Source organism: Winogradskyella sp. Asnod2-B02-A, from assembly GCF_045063645.1.
Lineage (GTDB): Bacteria > Bacteroidota > Bacteroidia > Flavobacteriales > Flavobacteriaceae > Winogradskyella.
Genome location: NZ_JBEFOG010000012.1, coordinates 1 through 1,001 on the forward strand (window position 1 = coordinate 1; position 1,001 = coordinate 1,001).

Annotated in this window: 2 protein-coding genes; both read right to left on the reverse strand. The window is 31.3% G+C overall.

Annotated elements, in window-relative coordinates:
- Nucleotides 1–282: 282 nt before the first annotated feature.
- Nucleotides 283–588, reverse strand: coding sequence for a type II toxin-antitoxin system RelE/ParE family toxin (locus ACJJVO_RS00180; RefSeq protein WP_405568957.1), 306 nt, complete (start codon nt 586–588; stop codon nt 283–285).
- A complete protein-coding gene (locus ACJJVO_RS00185) occupies nt 588–806 on the reverse strand; it encodes a hypothetical protein (RefSeq protein ID WP_147676567.1) in 219 nt (72 codons plus the stop codon). The genes ACJJVO_RS00180 and ACJJVO_RS00185 overlap by 1 nt, the downstream gene beginning before the upstream one ends.
- Between the last annotated feature and the right edge of the window lie 195 nt (nt 807–1,001).

Below are 1,001 nucleotides of genomic sequence, written 5' to 3' on the forward strand. Positions count from 1 at the left end.
GAATAATTTGTACTGAAAAGTTACTTTTTCGTAAGGTTTTTTTCGACAGTCTTGTTTTCGTGTTTTCATAAGTGACTATAATTAAATGTTTAATTTTTAGTCAACCTATTTCAGGAAAGTACCTTTTCTCAAATGTTGGGTAACGGTTTTGTGTATGGTTAGTTGCGTGGTTTAGCGACTAAGTTAGCAAACATTTACGAACCCGTGAAAATTCCGCAGGAATTTTCGCAAGTAGGCTAGAACCAAGCAATTAATTATACACGGTGTTGGGCTTTCGTACTTTTAATCGACGTCTTTTTTTATCTTATCAGGATTTTGTCGTGTGTCAAAAATTGTAATGATTTCTATTTCTTTTCGTTCAGCTATTATTCTGTAGAAAAATGTCGTTTGCTTTGTTACAACACATTTATAAAGATTTTTAAATTCCGATGATTTTGGACAACTATCAGGCTGATTTGATATTTGTTTGATTTTATCGCTTAGTTTTGAGATAAACTTGTCACGAGTTTTTACGTTCCACTCTTCCAGTAAATATTGAGATAGCTTTAGAAGTTTTGATTCGGCAAGTTCGGATAAGAATACTTTCATTAAGAAATTTTCTTTAGGAATGACTCGAAGGAAACTCTTTTTCCTTTATCCAATTCCTCAACACCTTGTTTTATTTCAGATTGTTCAGATAAAGATAATTCGTCCCAAAAATCTACTTTTTCTTTTTTTACAAAATCAGCTACCCTTTGGATGAAATCAGTGTTTTCAGTCTCCAAAATCGTTTTGAGTAGTTCAAGTTTTGTTGTTCGAATATCCATTTTAAAATTTCTTTTAATCAAATGTACAAAAAAATATGATTTAGTTCGTTTTTTTGTCAGTATGAAGCCCAACGTGTTTCTTTAGTTTACAATAAATATATTTATATAGAAAAAGAGGAGAACTATAACGTGTTTTAGATTAGTGATCCCTTAGACGTACGAGTCCTCTCTTTCTATAAAGTTGCCAAGAACCAT